The sequence below is a fragment of the Nocardia brasiliensis IFM 10847 genome (assembly GCF_000710915.1).
In the GTDB taxonomy this organism is placed as follows: domain Bacteria; phylum Actinomycetota; class Actinomycetes; order Mycobacteriales; family Mycobacteriaceae; genus Nocardia; species Nocardia brasiliensis_A.
Genome location: NZ_BAUA01000046.1, coordinates 36,342 through 60,622, shown reverse-complemented (window position 1 = coordinate 60,622; position 24,281 = coordinate 36,342). Strand labels below are relative to the sequence as shown.

Annotated in this window: 21 protein-coding genes, 1 tRNA gene and 1 other RNA gene; 13 read left to right on the top strand and 10 right to left on the bottom strand. The window is 67.4% G+C overall.

The window, feature by feature from the left end; genetic code table 11:
- The first annotated feature begins 311 nt into the window (after positions 1-311).
- Positions 312-1,895 (top strand): WS/DGAT domain-containing protein, encoded by a 1,584-nt coding sequence (locus NBRGI_RS45060; RefSeq protein ID WP_051727631.1) that lies wholly within the window; start codon positions 312-314, stop codon positions 1,893-1,895.
- Between the two features lie 105 nt (positions 1,896-2,000).
- On the opposite strand, the gene NBRGI_RS09825 is transcribed toward NBRGI_RS45060, so the two are convergent.
- Entirely contained in the window at positions 2,001-2,639 is a 639-nt protein-coding gene (locus NBRGI_RS09825) for a class I SAM-dependent methyltransferase (protein ID WP_235210904.1), read from the bottom strand.
- A gap of 516 nt (positions 2,640-3,155) precedes the next feature.
- Positions 3,156-3,641 carry a GNAT family N-acetyltransferase gene (locus tag NBRGI_RS09820; protein WP_235210903.1) on the bottom strand — a complete coding sequence of 162 codons (486 nt, stop codon included), beginning with the start codon at positions 3,639-3,641 and terminating at the stop codon, positions 3,156-3,158.
- A gap of 328 nt (positions 3,642-3,969) precedes the next feature.
- Here NBRGI_RS09820 and NBRGI_RS49020 point away from each other — a divergent pair, with 328 nt between their 5' ends.
- From NBRGI_RS49020 to NBRGI_RS09795, 4 genes are all read left to right on the top strand, one after another.
- Positions 3,970-6,540, top strand: a complete 2,571-nt coding sequence (locus NBRGI_RS49020) for a bifunctional serine/threonine-protein kinase/ABC transporter substrate-binding protein (protein WP_235210902.1) — start codon at positions 3,970-3,972, stop codon at positions 6,538-6,540.
- Positions 6,541-6,623: 83 nt separating this feature from the next.
- Positions 6,624-7,202: a TIGR03086 family metal-binding protein gene (locus NBRGI_RS09805; RefSeq protein ID WP_029894709.1), complete on the top strand. Its 579-nt coding sequence runs from the start codon at positions 6,624-6,626 to the stop codon at positions 7,200-7,202.
- A 207-nt stretch (positions 7,203-7,409) separates the two neighbouring features.
- Entirely contained in the window at positions 7,410-8,696 is a 1,287-nt protein-coding gene (locus NBRGI_RS09800) for a cytochrome P450 (RefSeq protein WP_051727630.1), read from the top strand.
- A gap of 10 nt (positions 8,697-8,706) precedes the next feature.
- Positions 8,707-9,924, top strand: a complete 1,218-nt coding sequence (locus tag NBRGI_RS09795; RefSeq protein WP_029894707.1) for a cytochrome P450 family protein — start codon at positions 8,707-8,709, stop codon at positions 9,922-9,924.
- Positions 9,925-9,969: 45 nt separating this feature from the next.
- On the opposite strand, the gene NBRGI_RS45055 is transcribed toward NBRGI_RS09795, so the two are convergent.
- A complete protein-coding gene (locus NBRGI_RS45055) occupies positions 9,970-10,479 on the bottom strand; it encodes an MmpS family transport accessory protein (protein ID WP_051727629.1) in 510 nt (169 codons plus the stop codon).
- A 126-nt stretch (positions 10,480-10,605) separates the two neighbouring features.
- Complete coding sequence (locus tag NBRGI_RS09785) at positions 10,606-11,823, bottom strand: saccharopine dehydrogenase family protein (RefSeq protein WP_029894705.1); 1,218 nt, start codon at positions 11,821-11,823, stop codon at positions 10,606-10,608.
- 29 nt (positions 11,824-11,852) lie between these two features.
- Here NBRGI_RS09785 and NBRGI_RS09780 point away from each other — a divergent pair, with 29 nt between their 5' ends.
- The 4 genes from NBRGI_RS09780 to NBRGI_RS09765 all read left to right on the top strand — a co-directional run bounded on the left by NBRGI_RS09780 (position 11,853) and on the right by NBRGI_RS09765 (position 15,710).
- On the top strand, positions 11,853-12,362 hold the full coding sequence (locus NBRGI_RS09780) for a nitroreductase/quinone reductase family protein (RefSeq protein ID WP_235210901.1): 510 nt from the start codon (positions 11,853-11,855) through the stop codon (positions 12,360-12,362).
- Positions 12,363-12,583: 221 nt separating this feature from the next.
- Positions 12,584-13,324: a class I SAM-dependent methyltransferase gene (locus NBRGI_RS09775; protein ID WP_029894703.1), complete on the top strand. Its 741-nt coding sequence runs from the start codon at positions 12,584-12,586 to the stop codon at positions 13,322-13,324.
- 48 nt (positions 13,325-13,372) lie between these two features.
- Positions 13,373-14,383, top strand: a complete 1,011-nt coding sequence (locus NBRGI_RS09770; RefSeq protein WP_148310759.1) for a helix-turn-helix transcriptional regulator — start codon at positions 13,373-13,375, stop codon at positions 14,381-14,383.
- 103 nt (positions 14,384-14,486) lie between these two features.
- On the top strand, positions 14,487-15,710 hold the full coding sequence (locus NBRGI_RS09765; RefSeq protein WP_081877980.1) for a cytochrome P450: 1,224 nt from the start codon (positions 14,487-14,489) through the stop codon (positions 15,708-15,710).
- Positions 15,711-15,780: 70 nt separating this feature from the next.
- Here NBRGI_RS09765 and NBRGI_RS48100 read toward each other — a convergent pair whose 3' ends face one another.
- Together NBRGI_RS48100 and NBRGI_RS09755 are read right to left on the bottom strand one after the other, a co-directional pair.
- A complete protein-coding gene (locus NBRGI_RS48100) occupies positions 15,781-15,954 on the bottom strand; it encodes a hypothetical protein (protein ID WP_158439844.1) in 174 nt (57 codons plus the stop codon).
- Between the two features lie 112 nt (positions 15,955-16,066).
- Positions 16,067-17,461, bottom strand: a complete 1,395-nt coding sequence (locus NBRGI_RS09755) for a lipase family protein (protein ID WP_370627713.1) — start codon at positions 17,459-17,461, stop codon at positions 16,067-16,069.
- 467 nt (positions 17,462-17,928) lie between these two features.
- On the opposite strand from NBRGI_RS09755, the gene NBRGI_RS09750 reads away from it, so the two are divergent.
- Positions 17,929-19,548 carry an outer membrane protein assembly factor BamB family protein gene (locus NBRGI_RS09750; RefSeq protein WP_051727627.1) on the top strand — a complete coding sequence of 540 codons (1,620 nt, stop codon included), beginning with the start codon at positions 17,929-17,931 and terminating at the stop codon, positions 19,546-19,548.
- Between the two features lie 92 nt (positions 19,549-19,640).
- On the top strand, positions 19,641-20,168 hold the full coding sequence (locus tag NBRGI_RS47355) for a hypothetical protein (RefSeq protein WP_148310758.1): 528 nt from the start codon (positions 19,641-19,643) through the stop codon (positions 20,166-20,168).
- A gap of 215 nt (positions 20,169-20,383) precedes the next feature.
- On the opposite strand, the gene NBRGI_RS09745 is transcribed toward NBRGI_RS47355, so the two are convergent.
- From NBRGI_RS09745 to NBRGI_RS09735, 3 genes are all read right to left on the bottom strand, one after another.
- Positions 20,384-20,917: an AAA family ATPase gene (locus tag NBRGI_RS09745; protein ID WP_158439842.1), complete on the bottom strand. Its 534-nt coding sequence runs from the start codon at positions 20,915-20,917 to the stop codon at positions 20,384-20,386.
- Positions 20,890-21,156, bottom strand: coding sequence for a hypothetical protein (locus NBRGI_RS48095; RefSeq protein ID WP_029894697.1), 267 nt, complete (start codon positions 21,154-21,156; stop codon positions 20,890-20,892). The genes NBRGI_RS09745 and NBRGI_RS48095 overlap by 28 nt, the downstream gene beginning before the upstream one ends.
- Before the next feature lie 352 nt (positions 21,157-21,508).
- Positions 21,509-21,596, bottom strand: a tRNA-Ser gene (locus NBRGI_RS09735).
- A gap of 138 nt (positions 21,597-21,734) precedes the next feature.
- Here NBRGI_RS09735 and ffs point away from each other — a divergent pair.
- Together ffs and NBRGI_RS09730 are read left to right on the top strand one after the other, a co-directional pair.
- An RNA gene (ffs, locus tag NBRGI_RS45855) (signal recognition particle sRNA small type) lies at positions 21,735-21,829 on the top strand.
- 180 nt (positions 21,830-22,009) lie between these two features.
- Positions 22,010-23,299, top strand: a complete 1,290-nt coding sequence (locus NBRGI_RS09730; protein WP_029894696.1) for an aminotransferase class I/II-fold pyridoxal phosphate-dependent enzyme — start codon at positions 22,010-22,012, stop codon at positions 23,297-23,299.
- 45 nt (positions 23,300-23,344) lie between these two features.
- Here the strand turns inward: NBRGI_RS09730 and NBRGI_RS09725 are convergent, their stop codons facing one another.
- Positions 23,345-24,151, bottom strand: coding sequence for a methyltransferase domain-containing protein (locus tag NBRGI_RS09725; RefSeq protein ID WP_029894695.1), 807 nt, complete (start codon positions 24,149-24,151; stop codon positions 23,345-23,347).
- Positions 24,152-24,281: the final 130 nt, after the last annotated feature.

The window sequence follows — 24,281 nt, the reverse complement described above, 5'->3', positions numbered from 1 at the left end:
TCGTGCCCGAATCGATGGTTTTCCCGGATGATCTTGTAAATCAAGATCATTCGAAGGCGTCGCGGACCGGCGAACAGGGCGATACCGTGCGGTTTTCCGGGTTTCGGCGCAGTTGGGCCAAGATCGCGGCCGGACGGTCGTTTGCGCGTGCGAAAAGTGGGTATCGCCTTGTGCTGTCAAACAATTCGTGAATTTTATGTCAAGTTCGATTCGGGCTTCTTCATTTGTACTTCCAGGGGTCCTGGCAGCGCGGTTCCGGACGCGGGAGAGCGGCGGTCCGGCGGTTTCGTTACTGTCGGACGGTGCGACGGATGGCCCCGCAGGACGCGACGATGTACTGGCTGGCGGGCCGCACCCGTAACGACCTGTTCCTGCTGTACTGCTTCGACGATGCCGGGCATTCGTTCGAGCGACTCCGTGCGGATATCGCCGATCGTGTCGCGACCATCGACGCTCTGCGAGTCCGGGCCCGGGATGTACCGCGCGACCTCGACTATCCGTACTGGGAGCCCGCCGAGTTCGATGCGGAGCAGGTCATAGAACACCAACTGGCACAGCCGGATCGGCGGCATCTCGAAGCGGCGCTGGGGGAGTTGGTCGGCAGCGTGCTCGATGCCGGTGTGCATCCCTGGCAATTGCACATCTTTCGGGGAATCGCCGGCTTCGGGGATCGGGAACGTGCGGCGGACTTCGGGGGAGCGCCACCGGTCGCGCATGGGCCTGCGCTGGTGGTGGTGCTGCAGATGTCCCATGCGCTGGCCGATGGTCGGCGCGCTGCCGAGATCGCGCGAGAGCTGTTCGCTGCGGCGGAGGCTGCCAGTGGCCCGCCGGTTATCCGGAAAGCCAGGGGCGCGGCCGCAGCCGTGCTTCGCTTACCGGTTCATCTGGCCGAGAACGGAATTCGGGGCTATCAGTCCTTTCGTCCGCAACGCACGTCTGCTGGACGCGGTGTGGCGGACAGGCTGCGGGAGGCCGTCTGTTCCGGAGCTGCGGCTCGTTCGGATGCGCGGACGGCCCTTGCGTCGTGGGTGTCCGCACGCTGGGTGGACGCGGCGATCGCGGTGCCGTGGCTGCCGATTCGAATGGTGCGGACGGCGTATCGCGGATACGGAGCGTTCCAGGCGCAGCGGGAACTCGCGGACCTGACCGCCGCGGGTGAATTACCGCAGCCCGGAGCGGGTTTCGTGCCGAGCCGGGTCAACCGCATAGTGGCAAGCGGTGATGCGGTGCATGGTGTTCGGATGCTCGTGTATGCGGCGTCGGCGTTGCGCATCCCGGGGCGGACGGTCACCGTCGTCGTGCTGACCGCGGTGTCCCTGGCGCTGGACCGCTACCTCGAATCCCACGGTGAACAGGTGCGTCGGCTCGGCGCACAGGTGCCGATGGCGCTGTCGGATACTGCGAAAGCGCAGGCGCACAACAACTATCGCAGTCTCAGCGTCGACCTGAGTGCCGACGTCGCAGACCTGCGGGAACGCGCCGACAAGATCGCGGCGACGCTGCGCGACCGCCGCGTCCGCGCGCAACATCCGTTGCTCACCGCGCAGGATCGGGTCACCGAGGTGGTCCCCGCACCCCTGCTCCGCCGCGATATCGCCCGCTATCCGCTCGACGTCGTCCCCGAGTCCATCGCCGGCCACACCGTGGTCTCCAGCGTGCACCGCGGCCCCGCAAACCTCGCCTTCGGCGGCGGCCGCGTCCGCTGGACCGCCGGTTTCCCCGCCATCGGCTCCGTCATGCACCTAACCCACGGTGTGCACGGCCTCGGCGACACCATCACCGTCTCCATCCACGCCGACCAAGCGACCATCCCGGACCTCGACGTCTACACGGAACTGCTCCGAGCCGCCCTGGACGAGGTCACGCGCAGCTTGAAAGAGGAATCGGCCGATTGATCACCAGGTAATGGTGGCGGCATCGGTCGAGCGCCGCGCCATCATTACCTGGTGATCAACTGTCCAGGTTCGGGCTGTGCGTTCGGGCCCCGGACCGCAGTCGGCCTACATGTGTGGTTTGTGCCAGACCAAGGAGTAGCGCCAGAAGAGGCGGCGGCGGACTTGTGCGCCGGGGAGCAAAGTGCGTACTTGTTCGCGTACCTGCCGGGTGGTCAAGGGTGGATCGAGGCGGACCGGCATGTCGGCGTGGGTGGGATCGAGGGCGTGCCGGTCGCCGAGCCCCAGTTTGCGCAGTAGTGCGAAGGTGCCGCCGAGTACGCGGTGCCCCAGTGCGGCAAGGAATTCTGTGGGCAACTCGCGGGGCAGGTCGGTGCGGGGCAGCGCGACGGCGGCGAGCACACCGCCGGGGCGCAGTGCGTCGGCCAGGTCCGGTAGCACTTCATCGAGGGGCAGGTGGTGCAGCGTGCTTATGGAGACGATCGCGTCGTAGGTCGCGGGCGGGAACTGCTGTTCCAGGATGTCGCCGAGGACGCAGGTGACGTTTGCGGGTACGACCTGTTTCGCGGCCTCGATCATCACCGGGGATCGATCGAGCGCGTCGACCCGCTCGGCGTGCCGTGCCAGCACAACGGCGAATGCGCCCGCCCCGCAACCTACATCGAGCACACGGGACATGTTCTTCGGTAACTGACGCAGCAGGAGCCGGTGGTAGAAACTGTTGTGGTTCCAGTCGATTCCGGTCACCGCATCCACTCTGCCACGGAGCTCATGCCGACCTCACATGCCTGCGGCACGAGACACCGGCGGGTCACACGGCGAGTCCCTGTGTGAACTGTGCACAACCTCTGTGGAGCGCAGCGATTCCGCTCGGCGGCTGTGTAGACAAGCGCTGGAACTCGATCGACGTACATGGTGGCCGTAGGTAACCGCGCTCGAGCGCAGGTAACGGCGGTACCCATCGATCAGGACATCGCGCGCGTGGTGTGCATGACCGTCGAGATGCCGACCACGCAGCCGCTGGGCGCAAGGTCGTGTTCTCCGCCGGCAATGGCTGCGCCGGACCTCTTCCTGATGAGACGGCGGACTCTTCCTGGCAGAGATCGCGATGCCTGCTGGTAGGGGTGGTGGATCCCGACTTGCACGCAGGGGCCGATCCCAGTCGTCCGCGCCAGATCGCCTGGCATGCCGCCTGTGCACAACCGCCCGCACGCCATTCAGAGGTGGCGGTGTGAACTCGACCCGGTTCGTGCACCGTCGGGTTCAGCCGAGATCCACTGTCGCGGTGACGGTGTCGCCATCGATGGCGGGTGTCGCGGCAGCCAACAGCCTTCGGGCCGCCGTGTTGTCGACCTTGGTGACCGCGTGGATGCGCCGCGCGCCTATTGCGGCGGCGGCCGCGCGCAGCTGTTCGGCGACGGCTTTGCCGACGCCTCGCCCGCGCTGGGAGCGGCCGATCCACACGCCCGCTTCGACCCCGTGTTCGCCCGGCTCCAGCCGCGCGGCCCCGACCGCCCGACCGTCCACGGTGATCACATACGTGTACTCGACGGGTGCGTCCGGTCGCAGCGCGCGACCTCGATGGAAGTCGAGGAACGCCTGCTCACTGACCGCGTCCCAGCCGGTCGCCCCGGCTACCGGTGGCATCACCTCGAGCGGATCGGCATCCGTGACGGCAGCCGCCAGCAACAGCGGCAGATTTCCCTCTGTCAACGGCTCGAGCCCCACCACCTGTGGATTCCTGTGCACAACCGCGAGCCTCCACGATCAGCGACGGCGCGGTCAACGGATTTCCGTCGCGGTATCCGTTCGTCGCGTCGCACCAGCCGCGCTCCCCGGGTCGGGCTGTGGACGGCTGTGCACAAGTTCGGGTCCGCGTCGGTCAGGTGCGCGGCGGAGGGGGATCCGTGTTGCGGGTATGAACGTCGGATTGCGGTGTGGGTGTGCGGGGTTCGTGGCATGGCGTCCGCATGCGGCGGACGGGGGCTGGGTGGGGCCGGGGGACTGCTGCGTCGGTGCGGGGACCACGGGATATTCGCAGGCTACGATGACCGGGCCGGTGGTCGGGGGACCCTGGGTGGGAGAGGACGGAATGCTGCGCGCTGGTGAGATCTTCGCCGGGTACGTGGTGGAGCGCCGGCTGGGCCGGGGCGGGATGGGGTCGGTGTATCTTGCGCGGCATCCGCGACTGCCGCGCCGGATCGCGTTGAAACTGCTCAGTTCGAACCTGCATGCCGACAAAGAGATGCTGGCGCGGTTCGAGCGTGAGGCGGAGCTGGTCGCGCGGCTGGACCATCCGAACATCGTGGCGGTGTACGACCGCGGTATCGACGACGACACGCGCTGGATCTCGATGCAGTATGTGGACGGCACCGACGCGGGCGCGCTCGACCCGCGCTCGCTGGCGCCGCGGCGAGCGATCCAGATCGTCGCCGAGACCGCCAAGGCCCTCGACTACGCGCACGCCGTCGGGGTGCTGCATCGTGACGTGAAACCGGCGAACATCCTGCTGGCCAGGGCGACGGCGGGGCAGGACGAACGAATCCTGTTGACGGACTTCGGCATCGCGCGCCTGCGCGACGAGTCCCAGCAGTTGACCCGCACCGGAATGTTCGCCGCGACACTGGCGTACGCGTCCCCGGAACAGTTGTCCGCCGCCCCCGTCGACCACCGATCCGACCAATACGCGTTGGCCTGCACGCTGTTCTGGCTCCTGACCGGCACGGCTCCGTTCGTCGCGGACAGTCCGGCGGGCTTGATCGCGGGTCATCTGCAACAGTCGCCGCCCGCGGTCGGCGACCGGCGTCCAGGCTTGCCGCCCGCGCTGAACGCGGTGCTGGCCAAGGCATTGGCGAAGACCCCTGACGAACGGTTCGCCTCCTGTACCGAGTTCGCCACCGCTGCTCTGCACGCCATCTCCGACCCTGCGGTGAACGAACTCTCGGCTCCGCCGACCACCCCGCAGGCCTGGGTGCGGCCCGCGGAATCGCCACAGCGACAAGCCGGTTCGCCCGCAACGCGGTCAGCAGGCGACGTGCAGGCGGAAACTCGAACAGCGAAGCCAGCGGACGCCTCAACCTCGGCGATACCTGGGCCTCGCGAGGAATCTGGACCGACGCTTCCAGAAACTCGGATTGCATCAGCGCTAGGCTCACATCCAGAAACCCGTCCCGCCGAATGGCCGGCGCCGCTGTCCGAGAACGCGTCTCCAGCGTCGCGAGCGCGTGACACGCGACCCGGTCCCGCGGCTGAAGCGACGGCGGCTGACGTGGTGGCCGCTGACGCCGCGGCCGTCCCGGAACCGCAGGACATCCCAGCTGGATCCGCACGTTCGGGTCCCCCGCGACAGACGTCGGATACGTCGTCCTCGAACGAGTTCGGACCCGCACGACCCGTGGCGAGTCGCGCACTGCGGCGGACGGGCATCGGTGGCTCCGTGCTCGTGGTCGCCACCGCGGCGGTGGTGGGGGCGGTGTGGGCTTTCGGCGGGTTCGATGGCGGGCATAAAACTCCTGGCGGTGCCACCGCGGCCATCGAGTGGGCCGGTGCGATCGCGCCGGGGACCAGCGGTGCGCCGAGAACCGTTGCGCCGCTGGCACAGATCGATGTGCAGGGCCGGCAACTGCCCAAGCCGGCAACGGCCGCCGACCCTGCCGGTGACGGCAAGGCGACCTGCGCGCCCGTCACTATCGCGGCGACCGGGCCCACCGGGCCGGGCCGTTATACCTACGGTGCCGTCGAATTGGCGGTGGACCGGTTCACAAGAGCGAATCCGGGGTGCACGGTCACGGTGCGAGAGGTCGACACCGCGGGCGGTGCGGCGGCGCTGACGGCGGGACGGATCGTGCAGGACCAGTCGACAGTCGCGCTGATCGGACCGATGATCTCCGATGAAATCCGCACCGTAGGCGCGGTTTTCGACAACGCTGGACTACCGTTCCTGACTCCGTCGGCCACCGACCCGACGCTGTCCACCAACGGCTGGTTCAGCTTCTTCCGCGCTCTGGCCGCCGATGACGTGCAGGGCGCGGCATTGGCGAAGTACCTGGTCGGCACCGCGCATTTCCGCAAGATCTGCGTGGTCGAGGACAAGTCGGGGTACGGCAGGAGTTTGGCGGGCAGCGTCGTCGCCGGCATCGGCGCCGCAGCCGACGCGCAGTGTGGTGCGGAAATCTCCAGGGGTGACCGCGGTTTCGCCACCGTGGTGGCGGATATCGCCGCCGCGCGACCCGACGCGGTCTTTTATTCGGGACGGTACGAAGAAGCCGCCGAACTGCTGCGACAGCTGCGCGGAGCGGGTGTCACGGCACCTTTCGTCTCCGCCGAAAGCACCGTGACCGCAGACTTCGTTGCCGCGGCGGGTGATTCGGCGGCGGGTGCGCTGATCTCCTGTTCCTGTGCGCCGGTGGTCGGCCGGTTCGCCGCCGACTACGAGGCACTCAACGGTCAGCTCCCGGGCCCTGGCTCCGCCGAAGCCTACGACCTGACCACCATCGTGCTGAAGGGCATCGCCGCGGGCCAGGACACCAGGCCGAAACTTCTCACCTACCTGCACAACTACGACGGCACCGGTTTGGCGCGCACTTATCGCTGGACCGCGACAGGTGAACCGGCTGTCCCGGACATCTGGCTCTACAAGGTCGACTGACTCCGGCACCGATTAATTCCGGTGCGCCGCATCGTCTGCACGGAAGAGGGCCCCTGCCCGCGGCGACCCGGAGGAGGACCATCGTGCTCGACCTGAAACCGGCCGGTGCCACCGTGATCGAGCTCCTGAACGCCACCACGGACGAGCAGCTGGACCGGCCTACGCCGTGCAGTGAGTACACCGTCGCGCAACTGATCGGGCATATCCGTGAGGTTGCGGTCGGGTTCGCGGCGATGGCGCGCAAGGATTCCGATCGGCCGGATGATCCCGCCGGCATCCCGACCGTTGTCGACGCCGCACGCCGTCGCGAGACAGCCGAGCTGGTCGACGCGCTGACGCTGGCCTGGGACTCACCCGAAGCCTGGCAGGGCACAACGGCGCTGTCCCCGGATGTGGCACTGCCGAACGAGGTTTGGGGCAGGATCGTGCTCACCGAACTCGTGGTGCACGGCTGGGACCTGGCCAGGGCGACCGGTCGCCCGCTGGAGTTGCCCACCGCGACCTTGCGGGCGTGCCTGGACCACGTAGTCGATTTCGTGCCGAAGGCTCCGATCCCGCAACTGTGGGGACCCGCCGTGGACACCTCCGAGGATGCCGCCCTGATCGATCGAATCGTCGCTGTCACCGGCCGCGACCCGCGGTGGGCCGGGACCGCTTCCTGAACTTCGGCAAACCGAGCACTATCCCGATCGAAAACGGGTGCTGGGCAATAACTGTGCGGTGACCACGGCGAATCCACCTTCGCCACACCTGGTTCCGTCCCTCGATGTGCATCATCCACATATAGTCACTTATGGTCGGCTGGAACCTGATACACCTCTGACCTTTCCGCCGCATGTGACCGAGGTGCGTGACCGGCCTTACATCGTATGGAGCTCACTGTTTTGACCACGTCGCAGAACACCGCAGCCACCACCCCCGCACTGCCGGGCGCCTGCCCGGTGCAGCACGGATCGCCGATCGACACCGACGGCCCCCGGGTGCTGCTGCACACCGCCGAGTTCGCCGCCGACCCGCACCGCGCCTACGCCGAGATGCGTGAGCGCTACGGCTCTTTGGTGCCGATCGAGGTGGCGCCGGGCGTCCCGGCGACCCTCGTGGTCGGCTATCAAACCGCGCTGCGCATCCTGAACGACCCGGAGCATTTTCCGGCCGACCCGCGCACCTGGCAGCAGAATATCCCCGAGGACTCGCCGGTCAAGCCGATGATGGAGTGGTACCCGAACGCGCTGCGCAACAGCGGTGCGGCGCATGCCCGCTACCGGCACGCCTACACGGCGGCCATCGACGGAATCGACCTGCACGCACTGCATTCCACCGTCGAGCAGATCGCGATCCCGCTGATCAACACGTTCTGTCAGGCGGGCTCCGCGGATCTGGTGACCCAGTACGCCTTTCCGCTCGTGTTCGAGGTGCTCAACCAAATGGTCGGCTGCTCGGCGGAATTGGGCCAGCGGGTGGCGACCGGGATGGCCGCGCTCTTCGACACCGTCAATGCCGCGCAAGGCATGCAGATGCTCAGCGAGGCGCTGATGGAGCTGATCCAGCTGCGCCGGGCCGAACCCGGTGACGACGTCACCTCCCGGCTGGCGCACCATCCGGCCGAGCTGGACGATGTGGAGATGCTGTCGCAGCTGATCAGCTTCTACGGGGCGGGTATCGAACCGCAGCAGAACCTGATCATCAACACGCTGCTGCTGATGGTCACCGACGATCGTTTCGGCGGCGATGTGCTCGGCGGCAGCCTGTCCACCCGGGACGCGCTGGACGAGGTGCTGTTCAACGATCCGCCGATGGCGAACTTCTGCACGTCCTATCCGCGCCAGCCGATCCTGATCGACAACAACTGGCTGCCCGCGCATCAGCCGGTGCTGATCAGCCTCGCGGGGTGCAACAACGATCCGGAGATTCGCGGCGGGGACCGTACCGGTAACCGCTCGCACCTCGCCTGGAGCGCGGGGCCGCATGCGTGCCCCGCGAAATCCGTCGCGTACCTGGTGGTGCAGGACGCCATCGATCAGCTGCTGGACGCGCTTCCCGAGATGCAGCTCGCCGTCCCTGTCTCCGAATTGAGCTGGCGGCCCGGGCCTTTCCACCGCGCGCTGGCGGCGCTTCCGGTCATTTTCCCCAAGTCCCCTCCGTTGAACATGATGTAAGGAGCGTCCGATGGAGCACGAACCACTGGTCCTGGACACGACGGGTGTCGACATCCAGGGCGAATCCGCCAGGATTCGCGCGCGTGGACCAGTCGCCTTGGTGGCATTACCCGGCGGCGTGCCCGCGTGGTCGGTGACCGATGCCGTCCTGCTCAAGACCCTGCTGGCCGATCCGCGCGTCTCCAAGGATCCGCGCAGGCACTGGTCTTCGTTCATCAACGGGGAGATCACCGAGGCCTGGCCGCTGTTGCCGTGGGTCGCGGTGGACAACATGTTCACTGCCTACGGCACCGACCACCGCCGGCTGCGCCGACTGGTCTCGCCCGCGTTCACGCATCGGCGCAGCACCGCTCTGCGCCCGCGCATCGAGGAGATCACCACCACGCTGATCGACGCGCTCGCGGCGACACCGCCGGGCGAATCGGTCGATCTGCGTGCGCGTTTTGCGTATCCGGTGCCGATCAAGGTGATCACCGAGATGATGGGTGTGCCCGAACATCTCGGCCCCAGCCTGCACAAATGCGTCGACGGCTTCTTCGACTCCTCGTTCACCGCCGAGCAGGCCCAGGCCAACTACCTCGAGATGTACGGTCTGATCAGCGAATTGGTCGCGTACCGCAGGGCCACGCCCGGCGACGACGTGACCAGCGTGCTGATCGCCACCCGCGACGAGGACGGTTCGCAACTCGTCGAGAAGGAACTCGTCGACACACTGATGCTGGTGATCAACGCCGGGCACGAGACCACGGTGAACCTGCTCGATCAGGCGATCTTCGCGCTGCTGACGCACGATGACCAGCGCGCCGACGTGCTGGCCGGCCGGGTGCCCTGGTCGGATCTGGTGGAGGAGACGCTGCGTTACGAGGCGCCGGTAGCGCACCTGCCGCTGCGCTACGCGGTCGAGGACATCGAGCTCGGCGAGATCCGAATCCCCAAGGGGGAGGCCATTCTCGCGTCCTACGCGGGCGCGGGCCGCGACCCGCAGGTGCACGGCGCGACGGCCGACACCTTCGATGTGCACCGGGTGAACAAGGAGCACCTGTCCTTCGGCCACGGCGCGCATCACTGCATCGGCGCGCCGCTGGCTCGGCTCGAGGCCACGATCGCCTTGCCCGCGCTGTTCGAGCGGTTCCCGAAGCTCAGGTTCGCCGTGGACCCGGCCGAACTGGAACCGGTGGGCAGTTTCATCTCCAACGGCCACCGCACGTTGCCGGTGTACTTGACATAGCGAATCGGACCGCGCACGCACCGGTGTGCGCGGTCCGTCGGCAGGTCAATCGAGCGTGCAGATGGCGTTGGCCTGCGGTGCCTTCGCCGCCCGTTCGGTGCGCACCGTGCCGTCGACGGTGATGCGGCAGATCAGGTCGTCGTCCTTGCCGCCCTGTGCCGTCAGCGTCAGCAGCACGTCTTTCTGCAAGGTCAGCACCTCCTTGGACCACGGCGAGGCGACCTTGGTCTCCGAATGCGGACCCCCGTCGTCGATGTAGTGCAGCCGCGGCACCGTTCCGGTCGACGAGATGACCTCGTAGCGCACCCTTTTCGGGTCGGTGGGCAGCCCAGTGGGGGTTCCGGTGGGCGGCGCCGTCGTCGGGCGGGCGGCCTGCGACGTCGCCTGTGCGGCGGTGGCGGAACCGCTCGCGTCCTTCGAGGCCACGACGGCGGCCGTGGCCACGCCGCCGCCGACCACGAGCGTCACCACGATGAGCAGCACCCACAGCCAGGTCGGTAGTCGCGGCGGCCGGTTCGCCGGCGGGTGCTGCGGGGCGTGCGGTGGGGTGGTCATGGGGCGCCAATCGTTTGCACTGCGGCCGCGCCGAGGTCAGGAGAACCGGGTTCCGAGTCGGTCGGCGGCGGGTCTGCCGCGCTGGACAGTACTGCGCGGCGCGGCGCCACGCATCCGCAACAACCGCTACGCCGACGGCCGTGGCGGCACCAAGAGTGCGGTGAGCAAAGCCGCGGAAAGACTTTCGGTATTGGTGTGATCGTCGACCCACGAGCGCGTGGTGATCGTCATGGCGTGCGGCGCGGGCGCACCGAGGCAGTGCGGGGCGAGTGCGGCGAAGAAGGCGTCCGGGTCGAGCAGGGATTCCGGGGTGTGCACACCGGGCGAGGCGGGCAGCATACGCGCGGCGACGGCCAGCGGGACGCCCGTGATCTCGGCCATCGACAGGCCGGGGACCTGCCCCAATGCGGTCGCGGCGGTAGCGGGGACCCCGGCGCGGGTGCCGCTGAGCACCGCGAACATCGGCGGTGGCGCACCCGGGCGCAGGACGCTCGCCGGGCGCGCGGGCGCGCGTCGTTCCACCGCTTCGACGATGCGGGCAGCGCCGTTCGCCGAGAGGAGCCGGTGATCCACGCTGTAGCGCAGGGCCGCGAGCAACGCGATGGTCCAACGCTGACCGATCACGAGGTTGACGTTCTCCCGCGCGTGCGGATGGCCGCGGTGCAGCGTGACCGCCTCCGGATGACCGAAGGTCCAGCCGCGCGCGGGACCGATGCCCGGGTAGTGGAACCTGCGCTGTTCCAACGCGGGCCGATCGACCATCCTGCCGTTGCGCAGCACCCGGATCGTGCCGGTGATCTGGTGGATCCCGTGTGCGACAGCCGCGTTCGGGGTGCCGGGGGTGGCCGCCGGTGGCGTGGAGCCGGCAATGTTCCACCCGGTGATGATGTCGTCCACGGTGTCGAGTTCGCGGGCTGCGGTGCACGCCAACAGGTTTGCGATGCCCGGACTCGCGCCCATGCCCACCAGCGCGGTGATCCCGGCCTGCTGTGCCGCGTCGTCCAACTCGAGCATCTGCAGGGTCGGTTCCCAGTCGTCACAGATGTCGACGTAGTCGCGGCCCGCCGCGATCGCCGCGGTCAGGATCGGCACGCCGAACCGGAAGAACGGCCCGACCGCGTTGGCCACCAGATCGCAGTCCCGCAGCGCAGTGGCCAGCGCGATCTCGTCCAGTACGTCGAGGCCGATGCCGGATACCTTGGGCCCCAACCGATCCGCGACGGCGCGTGCGTTGCGTTCGTCGAGGTCGGTCACCACCACACGCTCGACCGCGTCGTCACCGGCGAGGACCGCAGCGGTGACCCGCCCCATCTGTCCCGCACCGCCGAGCACCAGAATTCGCATTTCTCCCCTTCCCCGGACTGTCCACCATCGTGACAGCAGCGCGCGGTCCTGGCCACCGACGGCGCCGCATCGGCACTATTGTGGACGGCATGGCTCAGGACCCCGTGCGGCTCCGTCGTCGGATCAACAAACTCAACAGCCTGGTAAAGCTGCTGCAGAAACTGGGAATCTCGTTCAGCGACATGCATATTCTGACGGTCCCCGGCCGTCGCACCGGCGCACTGCGGACCGTTCCGCTGTCCGTGCTCCCGATCGCCGGCGAGCGTTACGTGTTCCAGGCCTACGGGAAGTCCGCTTGGGTGGCCAATGTTCGCGCGGCGTCCACCGTCACGTTGTCCCGTGGCCGGCGTTCTTCGGCGGTGCGGATGGTGGAATTGCCTGTGGCGGAACGTCGTACGCTGCTAAGTGACCATATCGCGAACGGCCCGGCGCGGTTGGACGAATGGTTCGTGAAGACCGGACTGGTCGCGGAGGCGAGCCCGGCGGTCCTGGCCGAGGCGGCCGAGCGGATCGCGGTGTTCCGCATCGAACCCGCCTGACCCGCTTTCAGCTGACCGAGCGCTGATTCCGGCGATTGTTTCCGGAATCGGCCCCTGCCGTCGTTCATCAATATCCCGGTGTCCAGCGGGTATCGTTCCCTCGGCTGCTTGTCTCCCGGAAAACAGTGCCCTGATCGCCCGCCGTGATTCTCCGCATATTCCGGCACAGCGCAATTGCCGAGCGCATACGCGATGACAGTTCCTACTCATTCGGAGGCGTCATGGATTGGGAGCAGTGGCAGGAAAGCTGGGACCGGCAGCAAGAGTTCTACCTGCCCGACCGCGAGGAGCGGTTCCGGGTGATGCTCGACATGGTCGAGGCCGTGGCCGGACCGGCGCCGCGGGTGCTCGACCTGGCCTGCGGCACCGCGACCATCAGCAGGCGGCTGTTCGCGCGGCTGCCCGAGGCGACCTCGGTCGGCATCGATCGGGATCCGGCCCTGCTCGCCATCGCGCGCGGCACCTTCGCGGACGACACCCGGATGACGTTCGTGACCGCCGACATCAAGTCGCCGGACTGGATGTCGCAGCTGCCCGACGAACCGTTCGACGCGATCGTGACCGCGACGGCGCTGCACTGGCTGAAGGCCGAACCGCTGGTCCGTCTCTACGGTGACCTCGGCAAACTGCTCCGTCCCGGCGGCATCTTCCTCAACGCCGACCACATGCCCGACCCCGGCACACCGTTGCTGAACGCTCTGGACGAGGCGGTGCAGCAGGCGCATCAGCAGCGGGTCACCGAGGCCGGCACGCTGGATTGGGCGGATTGGTGGGTGGCCGCGGCCGCCGACCCGCAGCTCGCCGCCGACGTCGCCGCCAGCCGGGAAATTCTGAGCACCCACGTCACCGGCGAGACGCATCCCGTCGAATGGCATCTCACCGAATTGCGTGAAGCGGGCTTCCTCGAAGCGGGCGTGATCTGGCGCTCGGTCACCGACGCGTTGGTGGCGGCCATCCGCTGAGGTCGATAAGGGGTTGGCTGCGCGAGGGTTGCGCGCGACACTGGGGAGGTGAGCAGTCGCCTCCGGGAGCGAACGTATGAGCGGATGCTCGGGCTGGCCGCGGCGAGCCTGAGCACGGCCGATCTGATCGATGAGGCGGCGGTGCTGCTGGCCGCGGCGGTGCCGCACGACTCCGGCTGCTGGCACACCACCGACCCGGACAGCATGGTCGAGACGGGCTACCGATCGTTCGATATGCCGCCGCCCGATGCGGAGGTGGCTCGGTTCGCGTACCTGCCCGACGACTACAACTCCTTCGTCGCCCTGGCGCTCGGCGAACGGCACAGCGGGGTGCTGAGCGAAGAGACCGGTGGACAGCTGGATCGCAGCATTCGATATCGAGAACTGTTGCGCCCCAACAACATGACCGGCGAGCTGCGCACCGCGCTGGTTATCGACGGTGCCTGCTGGGGCAATATCTCGCTGTTCCGGGAGCGGCCGCACGACTTCACCACCGACGAACGCGATTTCGCGCACGATCTCGCCGCCGTGCTCGGCCGCGGTTTGCGCACCGCGGGCGTGCTCGCGCGTTCGGCGCCCGGCAACGAGCTGCGGTGGCCCGGCGTGCTGGTGCTGGATGCGGCGGGGCAGATCCGCTCGATCTCCCAACCCGCGCGGTCCTGGCTGGCCGAACTGGGCTCGGCCGACGACGCACTGCCGTTCGCGGTGCTCGCCCTGGCCGAGCGGGCGCGTACCGAACAGGAAGCATCGGCCCGCGTGCGCGGGAGCACCGGGCGGTGGGTGTCGCTGCACGCGTCGGCCACCGATACCCAGGTCGCGCTGGTCCTGCAGGCCGCGCATCCCGGCGTCGTCGCGCCGCTGCTCTACGCCGCCTTCGGGCTCACCGCACGCGAACGGGAAGTCCTCGAGCTGGTCGTCCAGGGCTGCAGTACCGGCGAGATCGCCGAACGGCTGTTCATCTCGCCGCTGACCGTGCAGGCCCATCTCACCGCGATCTTCGCCAAGACCGGCATCCGCAGCAGACGCCAGCTCACCGGCCTGCTGTACGGGCGCGACTAGGAAATACGAGAAATCTGCGATAGGCCGGGCCCGCGGCCGTCCGTAGCGTCCTTTGCACCAGGTCCCGGGAGGTGGACCGTTCCGGTGGGAAGGGTGATTTCGGATGTCGATGGCCGGACACGAGGTGGGCTCCGCGGGCGGAGTCGTCGAGTTGAATGTGCTCGATCCGGCGTTCCGGCCGGATTCAGCGGAGGTCGCCGCCGCCCGCGCCGCGAACTGGTACGCCCGCACGCCGATCGGGTTCGCGGTGTTGCGGCATCGCGAGGCCGCGGCCTTGCTCGCGGACCGCCGTGTGCGCTGGGGTGGCGTGGAATCCCTGGCCGCGCAGGGAATTACCACCGGGCCCGCGGTGGATTGGATCGGCTCGGTGCTGCCGAGCGTCGAAGGCGCCGATCACACCCGATTGCGGCAATTGGTGAGCAAGGCGTTCAACCGGGCCGCAGTGGACCGGTTGCGACCGGTAATGCGTTCCGTCACAGCGGAACTCGTCGAACCGATCGCCGCGGCGGGCGAGTGTGAGTTCATGGCGGACTTCGCCGACCGTTATCCGGCACGGATTCTGTGTGAGCTGCTGGGTGTGCCACGTGAACGATGGGAGGACTTCCGCCGCCTGCCGAGCGAAATCGGTTTGATGTTCAGTGTTTCCGCGGTCGCGAATCTCGATCGGATCGAGACCGCCCTGGCGGCATTGCACGAAGCGATTGATGAACTGATCGAGCAGCGCCGCACCACCCCGTCCGATGATCTGCTGACCGACCTCATCGCGGCCGAGCAAGCGGGCGACCGTCTTTCACCGATCGAATTGCGCTCGATGACGAGTGCGCTGCTCTTCGCGGGACAGGACACCACCCGCCAGCAAATCGGCCTGGCGATGCAGACCTTCCTCGAGTATCCGGAGCAGTGGCGGCTGCTGGCCGAGGATCCCTCGATCGCACCTCGGGCGGTCGAGGAGATCATGCGGGTCGCGCCTGCGGTGAACACGATCTGGCGGATGACCGACGAGACCATCGAATTCGAGGATCTCACCATTCCGGCGGGCAGCTTCATCAACATGCTCACCAATGCCGCGAATACCGATCCCGCCGTATTCGGTACCGCCGAATTCGATATCACCGCAACCAGACCCGCACCACACCTCATGTTCGGCGGCGGTATCCACTATTGCCTCGGCGCACCCCTGGCCCGCGCCGAGATCGCCGAAGCCCTCCCGATTCTGGCCCGTCGGCTCCCGCACCCGGTTCTCGCCGCCCCCAGCCGACCCGGCCCCACCCTGGGCCCTACCGGCCCACTCACCCTGCCCCTGCGCTTCGAAACCCCGGCCCCATGATCGCGGGCTGCGCGTTCAAAGGTCTGGTCGGTGACGACCACAGCGGTAACGCGAAAGGTTCGGGGGCGCTTCACTCTTCGGTACGGTGGCGGGACAGTAGTGTGCGGAGGATCCGGAGTCGGGAAGCGGAGCGGGTCGTTTCCTCGACCTGCGGTCTGGATCGCGGGCGGGTCGGCCAGGGCCTGCCGGGTTCGCCGAGCACGTCGCGCTCGTAGACCAGGTACCAGTGTTCGTGGTCGGGCATGACCGCCTCCTCACAGTCCGGACGCGTAGTGCGTACTGGACCCGAGGGTTACCGAGACCGGCCGTTGGAAGCAACGGCCGGTTCGATTTTGCACGTGTAGCGTGCTGTGTGCCTATTTGACGCCGATCGGCTTGCCGAAGAACGAGGCCACGGTCTCGCCGAAGGTCTGCGCGAGCAGCGCCAAGCCCTCGGGATTCAAGGCCATGAAGCCCGCATCGGAGGTGCTGCAACCGGGGGCGGCCGGTTTGCCGTCGAGTCGGTCGCGCAGCCAGAGCAGCGCGGTCGCGACGCCCGAAACCTCCGTGGTCACATGCTCGCCGAGATGTTCACGCACGTATTGGACCTGCGCGCTCGGGCTCTGGCAGTAGGTGTCCACCAGGGTGTTGACCGGGCCGACCGGAATCAGTTCGTCCGGGTTGGCTTGGTAGATGAACATCGGCATGTCGGGCACTGCTTTACCCATGCGGGTCTTGTCCAGGGTGTCGCGCACCACGGGGTTGCGCATCGGGTCGCCTTCCGGAACTCGCAGCATCCCTTTCAGATTCGCGAAGGGGAACAGGCCGGTGTTGTACTGCACGCACAGGCCGCCCTTGACCACGGACAGCACCTGACCGAGCGGATCCAGGTCCCGGTTGAGCAGCGCGCCGAACTCCGGATACTCGCGTCCGATGCCGAGCACGGCGCCCATGATCATGCCCGCCCACAATTGGCCGTTGCCGTTCTCCAGCGCCGCACCGAAATCGGCGGGCACGCCGCCCTCTGCGGCGGCGACGATGTTGAGTTCGGGTGCGTAGGTCTGCTTCAGCTCGGCGGCGTGCCCGGTCGCGATCGCGCCGCCGGAGTAGCCGTACATGCCGATGCGGGCGTCCGGTGTCAGTCGCATGGGGCCGAAATCCCGTGCGGCCCTTATTCCGTCGAGGGTGATCCGGCCGGCCAGCGGTCCGGCCGCGAACGCGCTGTCCGGGCCCTGGTGATCGGGAATGACCACGCCCCAACCCTGTTGCAGCGCGCCCTGCGCGATGACGAATTCGAGCGGGGCGACGATCTGCCCGACGAAGGTGGCCAGCGACCATTGCTGCACCGCGTACGACGGCGAGCAATACGCAGCCAGCGAGTCCTCGGCGATCTGCATCGAGACCAGCTTGTCCGGCGCCGACCCGCGCGGCTTCAGCACCGTCGCGACGGCGGGGATGGGCTCGTCGCGGCTGTTGTTCGACCGGTACGACACCTGCCAAGCGTCGACATTGACCGGAATCAGCCCCGCGTTCGCGACATTGACCTGCCGCGCCGCGATGATCTCACCCGGCGCCTTCGCCGCGACCACCTCGGCGGGCGGGCGGTAGAACCCTGGATCGAGTTCCGGCGGCACCGGAACCGGCGCGGCCGGCTGCACCGGAACCGGCACCGCCCTCTCCGGCGCACCCGCCGCGACACCGGCGTGCAACGTCGCCGCCGACGCCGTGATCGCCACCGCCAGCACAACCAACCGCCGAGACCACTTCGTCAACACGGCCATCTCCCTAACCAATTGTGAGACCGCACCGACTCACATCTGAGCCGAACCTACCCCGGTGTTTGCTCCCCGGCAATAGTCCGTCTCGGACGGATTGATGTCGATTCACGCCGAAGGTTGCACGACTCCACCTACGAAGATCGCCGCTTTACCAGCAAAGATGCGGATTGACCTGGCATTACCTGAGACTGCCTGCCTCATGTACCCCCATCGCAATGCGCGTCGGCGTCGTCATCCCGCCTCGCGTGTCCCCGACAGTTGAAGCCGTAGGAGCGCGATTGCTGCACTCCGCGTGCAGGGCTGGACGGTCTCGGGCAACTGTGGAGACTCGCAGCACGAGAGACCCCGAGGCGTTTCGGTTGGTGGAATCGAGTGGCGACGGCGACGGTCGGTGGCGCGTAATGTAACTCGGGTCACACTTCGGCGGCGCTTGGTGGTCGTCAAGGGACGGGGGCTCGGTTATGGATTGGAAGATCGTTGCCGGCTGCGGGGTCAGGGTTCGCAGGGGTGCGCGGCTGCGCCTGACGGTCTTGATCAGCGCGGCTGTGCTGCTGTTGATCGGGGCGCCGCCTGCTGGCGCCGACAGCGCCGACGGTGACTGGCCGATGTGGCAGTTCGATCTCGCGGGTTCGCGCTACAACCCGCACGAGACCGCGTTGACCCCGGCCACGGTGGGATCGCTGAAACTGAAGTGGGCCTTCGCGTTTCCCGACACGATCGCCGCGTCCAGTCAGCCGGCCGTGGTGGACGGCACCGTCTATGTCGGCGGCCGCAACGGGACGTTCTATGCGTTGGACGCGAACACCGGCGCGACACGGTGGTCGTTCCGAGCCGAGACGCCGCTCGGCGGAAACCTGCCGACCTATGGGCTGCGCAACGGGCCCGCGGTCATGGACGGGATGGTGTTCTTCGGTGACAACTCGGCCAGGATGTGGGCGCTCGACGCGCAGTCCGGCGCCCTGCGCTGGGTCCGCCAGTTGGACGCGCACCGGTTGGCGATCATCACCGGTTCGCCGCTGGCCTTCGACGGTCACATCTACGTCGGCGTCTCCAGCCAGGAACTCGGCAGTGCCACCCTCGACAATTACCCGTGCTGCACTTTCCGCGGCAGTGTGGCGGCGCTCGACGCCGCGACCGGTGGCATCCGATGGCAGCACTACACCATCCCGCCGGCGGAGCCGACGCCGAGCGGGTCGCCGCCGTTTGCGCCCAGCGGTGCGCCGGTGTGGTCGTCGCCCACGATTCACCCGGAGTCGCGCACGCTGTACTACACCGCGGGCAACCCCTACACCGGCTATCCCGAAGGGGCGGAAGCGATCGGCGCCCTCGATCTCGACACCGGGACCACCCGCTGGGTGCGCCGGATGACGCCGGGGGACGCGCCGTGGAACGGCCGCTGCACGTATCCGCCGCCAGGCGGCAACTGCCCGGATCCCGGCCACGATTTCGACTTCGGTTCGCAGCCCAATATTTTCGAGATCGGAGACCGGCTGGTCGTCGGCGCCGGGCAGAAGAGCGGGGTGTTCCATCTACTCGACGCCGTCACCGGCGAGATCATCTGGCAGACCAGGTTGAATACGCCGGTCCCGGTGCTGCCCATCCCGGGTTCGGAGTCGCTGCAAGGTATCCAGTGGGGTGCCAGCTACGACGGCCGACGGCTGTACGTCGCCACGTATCAGGGCACGCCGGGCACGCTGTTCGCGTTGCATCCGGCAACCGGCGACGTCCTCTGGAGCACGCCGAATCCCGCGCACGGCTGCCTGTTCGACCCACCACCGCTGCCGATGCTGCCGCTGTGCCAGCTCGCCATGCCGAACGCCGTCTCCACCACCCCCGGCCTGGTCTTCGAAGGCAGCATGGACGGCAAGATGCGCGCCTTCGCCGCCGACACCGGCGCCATCCTCTGGGAATACAACACCGCCCGCTTCTTCCACACCGTGAACGGCGTCCCCGGCGTCGGCGGCGGCATCAACGGCCACGGCGCCGTGATCGCCAACGGCATGCTGTTCACCAACTCCGGCTACGGCCGCCAGATCACCACCGGAATGCCCGGCAACGTCCTACTCGCCTTCGCGCTGTGAACAGGAACGGTTATGGGGTTTCGAGTATCCGATCCCCTAGCTCAAATTTCGATCCATACGCTCACATTGAACTCTCACCTAGGTAGGTTCAGTTGATCGGTGATAACGAAGCTCGGGTGGTACGACTCGAATCGCTCCTTTCGGGCGACCATGGCCGCAGTCCAGAAGTAATTCAATGGAATCCGCTCACTACCGAGGATCTGCTGCTGGAAGCGTGCATTATAGATGTTCGCTATATGTCTCATATTTCGTCGGTCGGCATGCTTCTGGACCTGCGCACCGCGCTTCAGATTGACGAAGGAAACACAGGGCTGCTTGTTGTCGAACAAGATCTCGACCTGAGAATATCAACCGAGAAAATGCACGGGCCAAAGGTTCGTACTATTGTGGGATCGGTTCCGCGCGTAAATTCTTCCGCAGGTTACGGCATCGAGATCGCCTGTATGCCGAGCTCCTTGATATCCGTTTCGGGCGGTCAAGCCTATTTTTATGTGGGCAACGTCGACGGCATCGGCGAGGCGCAGCCGACGTTGGAAGGAAAAGTGCTACCGAGAACCGGGTTTCAAAGTTGGGAGTCCAGCATCAGACTGGTTTACACGGTTGCTTCCCCTATCGCGTGAGAATTGCGGCAGGGCCGGAAGGGTTGGTCACGAGGGAAGCAACCAGTGGGGCAAGACGATCGGCATGACCCATCTGGCAAGGCAGAAGGCTTACGGCTGATCGTCAACAATCGAATTGCGATCGGTACGACGCGATGAGCACGACCTGAACGATGACTGTGTCTTTCAGGCGATAACCACGAATCCTGCGCGCGGATAAGGTAATCGGCAACGCGTTAGCGATGCTGCTGTGCGGTGACGACGTCGCTGTAGATCCGGTCGACGATCTGCTCGCAGGTCCATGTGGCGTCGATGCGAACCTCGTCGATGCCGGGTAGCGGCTGCCAGCCGTGGTACCACTGCGCCAGCATCTGCTCGGGGATCGTCGCGGCCTGTGGGCGCCCGGCGTGGCGTGCCCTGGTCTCGGCCAGGGTGAGATCGAATCCGTAGTGCAGCGAGCGGGGAGCCTCGGTGGTCAGGTGACTGAGCATCGGCCCGTACCGGTGCGCGTCGAGGATGCCCTCGACGATCACCACGCGACCGCTGGTCAGACACGCCTGAGCGATCTGCGCGATCAGCTCGACGTTGAAGGCACCCGGCTCGTCGGACTCGCGCAGCATCTGTCGGCGCACCACGTCCTGGGGCACCACCGCACACCTGCTCCGCTCGAAGCGCCGCTGGACAGCGGCGGCGACCGTTGACTTACCGGAGGCCGAGTTGCCGCGCAGGGTGACCAGCACCGTCACGATGCACGCCCAGTCTGTTCGCACGAGTTGGACGGCGTCACGCCCCGGCGCGCGAGCCTCTCGGGGATGCCGAAGAGCACACCGTGCTTGTTCGCAATGGTTTCCGCGGCGTTGCCGACGTTCTCGGCGAGGTGGTTGATCCAGCGTCCGATCACCGTCTCGAAGAATACTGTCACCGAAGACTTGGCTCCGGAGAACGGCTCGATGTCATGGACCAGCACCCGCCGGCAGCGACGCCGGGTACCTGGCTCGACCTTGGTCATACTGTCGATGATCCCGGTGAAGGTGTCGTGGATGGTCGGCAGTGCCGAGGAGCCGGCCTCGTTCCGGGCTTCGGCGCGGAAGCTCCGCGCCTCGGCTGGACCGTGGCGGACCAGGACCGCCAGCCTGCTGTGGGTGTGTGGTCAAGGTGCCTGTCGATGATGCCGGGAGGTATTGGAGAGCGCGTGTTGTCTGAGCAACCGCGGGGGCTCATCCTGATGTGCCTGTGGTGCCTGACGGACGGTGGGAAGTTCGGCGGACAGACGGACGACGCCCATGAACACATCCGTCACCAAATATGTAGAAGACAAAACGAATGGCCCTGACCAGCGTGGGCTGGTCAGGGCCATTCGATGGCGGAGGATAGGGGATTTGAACCCCTGAGGGCGTTAACCCAACCCGCGTTCCAGGCGAGCGCCATAGGCCACTAGGCGAATCCTCCGTGGAGCAGCATACCGGTAGGGGGAGGCCGGACGCCAAATGGGGGCGGCGGGAGGGCGGAAGTGCCTGTTGGGGCTGTTTTCGGCGGGTTCGCCGACCCCGGGGGACCACGGTGGGCGCGGGAGCGGCTACACTGGCCGACGGATCCCGCGCGGCGCGCATCCTGTGAACTCCCCCAGGGCCGGAAGGCAGCAAGGGTCAATGGGCTCTGCCGGGTGCGCGGGGTCCCCTTATATTTTCGGGGCTGCGCACGGACCTCGTCCGGCTGTCGGATAACGCCTCCAATTCCGAGCAACACACGGGTAACGTGAACACGGTTCGTCTGCGCACGCGCCAGACGGATCGAATGCCCGGCCGCCGCACATCGTCCGGCCGACACCCCACGTCCCCGCAAGCTTCGAAAGGCTGCCCAGGATGCCCCGGCAAACGCAGATCGGTTTGATGAGCCACGAGGAACTCGTGTCCGAGCACGAGACTCAGAACGCGAACTACGCGACGCTCAAGACCGAGAAGCTCACGCTGGACCTGACGCGCGGAAAACCCTCTCCGGAACAACTCGACCTGTCCGCCGCCCTGCTCGCCCTGCCCGGCGAGGGCGACTACCGCGACGCCGCGGGCACCGACTGCCGCAATTACGGCGGCCTGCAGGGTCTTCCGGAACTGCGCGCGATCTTCGGCGAACTGCTCGGCATCCCGGTGGACAACCTGATCGCCGGCAACAACGCCAGCCTCGAGCTGATGCACGACGTGCTGGCGTTCGCGATGCTGCACGGCACCAACGACTCCGAGCGCCGGTGGGCCGCGGAGGAGAAGCTGAAGTTCCTGTGCCCGAGCCCCGGCTACGACCGGCATTTCTCGATCACCGAGACGCTCGGCTTCGAGATGATCCCGCTGCCCCTCGGTCCCGACGGCCCGGACGCGCACGCCGTCGCCGCGCTGGTGGCGCACGACCCGCAGATCAAGGGCATGTGGGTGGTGCCGAACTACGCCAACCCGAGCGGCATCAACTACTCCGAAGAGGTTGTCCGGGAACTGGTTTCGATGCCGACCGCGGCGCCGGACTTCCGGTTGATCTGGGACAACGCCTACGCCGTGCACCCGCTGACCGATACCGCGGCCCCGGTGCTCGACGTGCTCGGTCTCGCCGCCGCGGCCGGAAACCCCAACCGGCCCTTGGTGTTCGCGTCCACCTCGAAGATCACCTTCGCCGGCGGCGGAGTGAGTTTCCTGGGCGCTTCGACGGCGAACCTGGACTGGTATCTGCAGCACCTGTCGAAGAAGTCGATCGGCCCGGACAAGATCAACCAGCTGCGGCACGTGCGGTTCTTCGGCAACGCCGAGGGCGTGCGCGCGCACATGCAGAAGCATCGCGCGATCCTGGAGCCGAAATTCGCGGCGGTACTGCGGATTCTGGAGGACCGGCTGGGCGCCTCGAAGGTGGCGTCCTGGACCGAGCCGAAGGGCGGCTACTTCGTCAGCCTCGACGTGCTGGAGGGCACCGCGAGCCGGGTGATCGCGCTGGCGAAGGACGCGGGTATCGCGCTCACCGCCGCGGGTTCGGCGTTCCCGTTGCGGAATGACCCGGAGGACAAGAACATTCGGATCGCGCCGAGCTTCCCGAAGCTGCCGGAGCTGGAAAAGGCGATGGACGGCCTGGCCACCTGCGTGCTGCTCGCGGCCACCGAGAAGCTGCTCGGCAAGTAGCCCGAACAGCGGGGCGCGTACTGCGGTACGCGCCCCGCTGTGCGCTTATTCGGGCTTGTGCGCGAGCACCGCGAACATGGTCACCGACAGGTGGATGTCGCCGCTGGCCGCGCCCGCCTCGAGATCCTCGAGCAGCCGATCGCGCTGTTCCTCGGTGATCACGCCGCGCGCCACCGCCATCGCCGAAATGCGGTTGACCAGCGAGCCCGCGCCCACGGTGCGGTCCTGCACCAGGGCGTGCGAGCCGATCTCGTCGATCACGAGCCCCGCCTTGGTCAGCTGACCGGGCAGCCTGCGGCCGGAGAACGGGTTCGTGGTCGCGGAGACCAGTGTGTCGATCACCTCGCGTACCACCGACCGTTCGCCCGGATGCACGATCGCCGTGCCCCAGTCGCTGTCCACCACCACGACCCGGCCGCCGGGCCGCAGCACGCGCGCGATCTCGTTGGCGGCGCGGGCGGGGGCGGTCAGGTGCTGGAACACCCGCTCGCACAGCGCGGCGTCGAAGCTGTCCGCGCCGAACGGCAGGCCGTAGGCATCGCCGGAATGGAACTTGGCGATCGAGCCGGCCTGGGCCGCCCGGCGTTCGGCGGAGGCGAGCAGGTTCGGGTCGGGCTCGACGCCGACCGCGATACCGTCCGCACCGACCGCGTCCGCGAAGGCCAGCACCTCCGACCCGGTGCCGGAGCCGATGTCGACCGCGCGTTCGCCGGGACGCAGCGCGAGCGCGTCCTGGGCCCAGGTCCGCAACCTGCGGATTCCGGGCAGTGCGGCTTGCAGATCGCGTACGTCTACGAGCTGGTCCTGGCCTGCTCGGTCGAACCGATCCGGGCGCAACGTGTAGGTGTCCATGCTCCCGTTTCCATCTCTGGCGGACCCCGTCGTGTGGGGCGCCGATGTAGGTACTGCCGTCGTCTGAGGCATGCGCTGGAGCCTACGCGCGGCCGTATTACCCCGCACTGCACCCCTGTGACCTGACTCA